This is a genomic window from Mesorhizobium sp. M7A.F.Ca.CA.002.09.1.1, assembly GCF_003998555.1.
GTDB lineage: Bacteria > Pseudomonadota > Alphaproteobacteria > Rhizobiales > Rhizobiaceae > Mesorhizobium > Mesorhizobium ciceri.
In genome coordinates this window covers 1-5060 of record NZ_RZRR01000377.1, presented here as the reverse complement: position 1 = coordinate 5060, position 5060 = coordinate 1, and the positions used below count along the sequence as shown (strand labels likewise).

Below are 5060 nucleotides of genomic sequence, written 5' to 3'. Positions count from 1 at the left end.
TCATCATCCAGTCGATCGACATCAGCTATGGCCGCGGGCTGCAGATCAAGCCGCCGCCGGGCTTCGCCGATTTTGCCAACTGGCAGGTGCTGGGCATTCCGGTGCTGGCGATCCTCACGGTATTGTTCACCGTCGGCGCGGCCATCGCGCTGCAGCGTATGATCTATGGCCGCTCGGTGCTGGCGATCGGCCAGAACATTCGCGCGGCGTGGCTGGCCGGTGTCAATGTCGGCCGCATCCGCTTCCTCACCTACACGCTGTCGGGCGCGCTCGGCGGCATCGACGGCGCGCTGCTCGCCGGCTATTTCCGCGGCGCCAATGTCGACATCGGCAACGAATATCTGCTGGCCTCGATCGCCGTCGTCGTCATCGGCGGCACGTCGGTCGCCGGCGGCAAGGCCAATGTCCCCGGCGTCTGGGGCGCGGCTTTGTTCCTGGTGCTGCTTTTGACCATGCTCAACACGTTTGGGGTGAGCGCCGGGGTGCGGTTGCTGCTGACGGGGCTGATCATCGTCGGGGTGATCACGGCGGCGGGCGGGCAGAAGGCGCTGCGGTAGCCTCCGCCTTCGTCGTCCCAGACACCTTCAAGGCCTGTAATCATTGTGCCAGGCCGACATCCGGTTCCCTTCGACGTTATGGCGCTGTAAATCCCGTTCGCGTGGCCACGGCCGCTGAATAATGCTGGGAGGTTTGCGTGTCCGATTTTGTGAAGGTCAGCCGCGACGGCGACGTTGCCGTCGTCACCATCGACAATCCGCCGGTCAACGCGCTGAGCTTCCATGTCCGCGAACCGCTGATGCAGGCGCTGGTCGAATTGCGCGACGATGCGTCGGTTGCCGCCATAGTCATTGCATGCGCCGGCCGGACGTTTGTCGCCGGCGCCGACATCACCGAGTTCGGCAAGCCGATGCAGCAGCCCGAACTGCGCGCCATCGTGGCGACGCTGGAAACCATCGCCAAGCCGACGGTCGCAGCCATCCACGGCACCGCGCTCGGCGGCGGGCTGGAGCTGGCGCTGGGCTGCCATTTCCGTGTTGCCGATGCCGGCGCCAAGCTCGGCCTGCCGGAAGTCAAACTCGGCCTGCTGCCGGGTGGCGGTGGCACGGTACGGCTGCCGCGCCTTGTCGGCGCGGTGAAGGCGTTGAAGATGATCGTCTCAGGTGCGCCGATCGGCGCGACCGAGGCGCACGCCGCCGGTCTCGTCGATGCCGTCTTCGAAGGCGATCTGACCACGCATGCCGTGAACTTCGCTGGGGAAATCGCCCGCAAGGGTGGTCCCTTCACGCCGGTGCGCGATCGCAATGATGGTCTCAAGCAGACTGATCTCGCGGCGTTCGACGCCGGGGCTGCGGATCTTGCCAGGAAAGCGCGCGGCCTCGAGGCGCCGATCGCTTGTGCGCAGTCGGTGCGCAATGCCGTCACGCTGCCGTTCGATGCGGCACTGGCGGCAGAGCGTGCGCTGTTCGTCAAGCTGGTCGCCAGCGACCAATCGCGGGCGCAGCGCCATCTGTTCTTCGCCGAACGTGAGGCGACAAAGCTTCCAGGAAAAGACGTCGTCAAGCGCAGGATCGCCCGCGTCGGCGTCATCGGTGCCGGTACGATGGGCGGCGGCATTGCCATGGCCTTCGCCAATGGCGGATATCCCGTGACCTTGCTGGAAACCAGCCGTGAGGCATTGCAGCGTGGCTTGGCGACCATCGACAGGAACTACTCGGTTTCCGTCACGCGCGGTTCGCTCAGCGACGACGCCAAGCGGGAGCGGCTCGCCCAGTTCAAGGGCTCCACCGACTATGCCGATCTCGCCGATTGCGACCTGATCGTCGAGGCGGTGTTCGAGGACATGGCGGTCAAGAAGGAAGTGTTCGGCAAGCTCGAAGCCGTGGCGAAGCCCGGCGCGATCCTGGCCACCAACACCTCCTATCTCGACATCAACGAAATCGCTGCCTCGACCTCGCGGCCGCAGGATGTGCTCGGCCTGCATTTCTTTTCGCCGGCCAATGTCATGAAGCTCTTGGAGATCGTGCGCGCCGAGAAGACCGCGCCCGATGCGCTGGCGACATCAGTCGACCTGGCGAGGCGGATCGGCAAGGTGGCCGTCGTGGTCGGCGTCTGCCACGGCTTCGTCGGCAACCGCATGCTTGCCGCGCGGGGCTCGGAATCGGAAGCGCTTCTTCTGGAAGGCGCAACGCCCAGCCAGATCGACCAGGTGTTCACCGATTTCGGCTGGCCGATGGGGCCGTTCCAAATGGGCGATCTCGCCGGTCTCGATATTGGCTGGCGCAACCGCAAGGCACGCGGCCAGAAAGCCGTGATCGCCGACACGCTGTGCGAACAAGGACGTTTCGGCCAGAAGACCGGCCGGGGTTTTTACCTCTATGAGGCTGGCGCGCGCACGCCAGTGCCGGATCCCGAGGTTGAAGCGCTGATCCGCGACAAGGCCGCCGAGAAGGGTATCGCACCGCGTGCGATCAGTGCGGAGGAAATCGTAGAGCGCACGCTTTACCCCCTGATCAACGAGGGCGCCAAGATCCTGGAGGAAGGCATAGCGGCCCGTGCGTCCGACATCGATGTCGTCTGGGTCAATGGCTACGGCTTTCCCATCGGCAAGGGCGGACCGATGTTCTGGGTTGGCCTTGAAGGTCCGGCCAGGATCATCGAGCGGCTCGAATACTGGCATCAACGGACGGGCAAGGATGTGTTCAAGCCGGCGCCGTTGCTGAAGCGGATGGCCGAGACCGGGTCGTGGGAAGCCGGCGGTTAGAGAGCCTACCGGATCCGTGCATCGATGATCTCGACGAAGCGCGCGAACAGGCCGGCCTGCGACTTGATCTTGAGCTTGCGGTAGATGTTGCGGCGATGGACTTTCACGGTTCCCGGCACGATGCGCATGGCGCGGGCGATCGACTCCGTCGAATGCCCCTGCAACACCAGGTCGACGACATGCTTTTCGCGCGGCGTCAGCGACAGGCTCTGCCAGATATGGGCGCGGTCGAATTCGTTGACCATAGCGGCCGTCTCGTCCTGCTTCGCTTCCGCCGTTTCGTCGGCCGGAAGAGCAGGCCAGCGCAACCTGATGAAGCTGATCACCGCGGGAGCCATGTCGCGCAGCAATCTGGCATCGGCGGTGCCGAAAGGGCCTGAAGCGCGCAGCCGCATCAGCGACAACACCAGCGCATCCTTGCCCGGCAGCGGCACGAAGAAGCCGACCTCCTCGGCCAGCCTGGTCTGGCTGTAATAGGAGCGGAAATACTCGCTGGCATAGAAACGGTCCGGCGCCAGCTCGCGCATGCGCCAGAACCCTTCCTTGCGCTCGACCGCAGCGTGATGGAACGGATCGAGCAGATACGGCCCTTCCTGATAGAGCGCGACGAACACATGGCTCTCGGTGGGCGAGAAGGTCTCGAACAGCAGCGGCGGGCGCGAGGCGCCGCGATAGCCGAAGATCACGCAGTGGTCGAATCTAACGTGCTGCCGCAGCCACTCGACCAGCGCCTGGCCAAAGAGATCGCCGCTGGTCTCCCGCGTCGTCGCGACGAGCGTGGCGAGCCGGCTGTATTCGTCGCTGCGGGACAATGCATACCCCCTTAAACGAGAAAATAGATCAGATATACCACCTGAGAGGTATATACTAGCCGCCATTGGCTCTGGTAGCGTTCCGATATTGCCCTGTTGCTGGAGCCATCAGCCTTGACCGCAGTGCCCGACATCGAATTTCGCGGCGTCACCAAGCGCTATGGCGCGGTGACCGCGGTCAGCGGCATCGATCTCGCTGTCCCGCCCTCCGCCTTTGTCGCGCTGCTCGGTCCCTCCGGCTGCGGCAAGACCACCTGCCTGCGCATGATCGGCGGCTTCGAACAGCCGAGCGAAGGCCAGGTGTTCATTCGCGGCCAGGACATGGCCGGCACGCCGCCCTACCGGCGGCCGGTCAACATGGTGTTCCAGCAATACGCGCTGTTTCCGCATCTCGATGTCGAGGACAATGTCGCCTATGGGCTGCGCCAGGCGCGGCCAAGGCTGTCTTCGCGCGAGATCGCCTCAAGGGCGGGCGAGGCGCTCGAAATGGTGCGGCTCGCCGGCTATGGCCGCCGCAAGATCCACGAACTGTCGGGCGGCCAGCAGCAGCGTGTGGCGCTTGCCCGCGCCCTGGTCAACAAGCCGGCGGTGCTCTTGCTCGATGAGCCGCTGGCGGCGCTCGACAAGAAGCTGCGCACCGACATGCAGATCGAGCTGCAGAACCTGCAGCGCGAGATCGGCATCACCTTCGTGCTGGTCACGCACGACCAGGAGGAAGCGCTGTCGATGAGCGATTTCGTCTGCGTCATGAATGGCGGTCGCATCGTCCAGCTCGGGCAGCCGAGCGAGATCTATGACGAACCGGCCGACCTGTTTGTTGCCGATTTCGTCGGCAAGACCAATCTCTTGAGCGGTACTGTCGCCGGGCATTCGGGCGATCTGGTGGAGGTGGCGCTTGCCGACGGCACCGTCATTGCGGCGCGCAAACGGACCGCTTTGCAGCAGGGCGAGGTCGTTTCGGTCAGCCTGCGTCCTGAATCGCTCAGTCTCGGCGCCCAGGCAAGCGGCCCATTCAAGGGCATCGTCCGCAACCGGATATTCCTGGGCTCGACGGCGGAATACGCGATCGAGGTCAAGGGCATCGGAACGCTGCTGGCCAAAGCCGATCACCTGATCGGTCACGGCAACCTCTTCAAGCCGGGTGAACCCGTCGCCATCGGCTTTGCCTCCGGAACGCCGCTGGCGTTTGCGGAGACCAAGAACAACGGGACCAACCAGAGGGTAGATAAACATGTCGAAATCATATCGTGACGGACTGCCGATAAGCCCTGAGAATTTCGTCGACCAGCTGATGCGTTTGAAGCGCGGCTCGATCGGCCGCCGCGACTTCCTCGGCCTCACCGGCCTTGGCATTGCCACGGCGGTGATGGCGCGCGAGATCGGCATCATGCCGACACCAGCCTTTGCCGCCGAAAGCCTTGGCGACCGCATGTCGATCGCCACCTGGCCGAACTATCACGACCCGGCGACCTTCGAGAACTTCAAGA

5 protein-coding genes are annotated in these 5060 nt (G+C 64.4%); 4 read left to right on the top strand and 1 reads right to left on the bottom strand.

Annotated features, from left to right (window positions below):
• Both EN994_RS17315 and EN994_RS17310 read left to right on the top strand, forming a co-directional pair.
• Nucleotides 1-557 (top strand): ABC transporter permease (locus EN994_RS17315; RefSeq protein WP_164745979.1); only part of this gene is annotated, 557 nt, incomplete at its 5' end.
• Nucleotides 558-694: 137 nt separating this feature from the next.
• Nucleotides 695-2761, top strand: a complete 2067-nt coding sequence (locus EN994_RS17310; protein WP_063169503.1) for a 3-hydroxyacyl-CoA dehydrogenase NAD-binding domain-containing protein — start codon at nucleotides 695-697, stop codon at nucleotides 2759-2761.
• Between the two features lie 5 nt (nucleotides 2762-2766).
• On the opposite strand, the gene EN994_RS17305 is transcribed toward EN994_RS17310, so the two are convergent.
• Nucleotides 2767-3573 (bottom strand): LuxR C-terminal-related transcriptional regulator, encoded by an 807-nt coding sequence (locus tag EN994_RS17305; protein ID WP_024504754.1) that lies wholly within the window; start codon nucleotides 3571-3573, stop codon nucleotides 2767-2769.
• 114 nt (nucleotides 3574-3687) lie between these two features.
• Between EN994_RS17305 and EN994_RS17300 the strand changes: the two genes are divergently transcribed.
• Entirely contained in the window at nucleotides 3688-4824 is a 1137-nt protein-coding gene (locus tag EN994_RS17300) for an ABC transporter ATP-binding protein (RefSeq protein ID WP_127307675.1), read from the top strand.
• On the top strand, nucleotides 4805-5060 hold a 256-nt coding region (locus tag EN994_RS17295; RefSeq protein WP_127307674.1), incomplete at its 3' end, for a twin-arginine translocation signal domain-containing protein. The genes EN994_RS17300 and EN994_RS17295, both read left to right, overlap by 20 nt.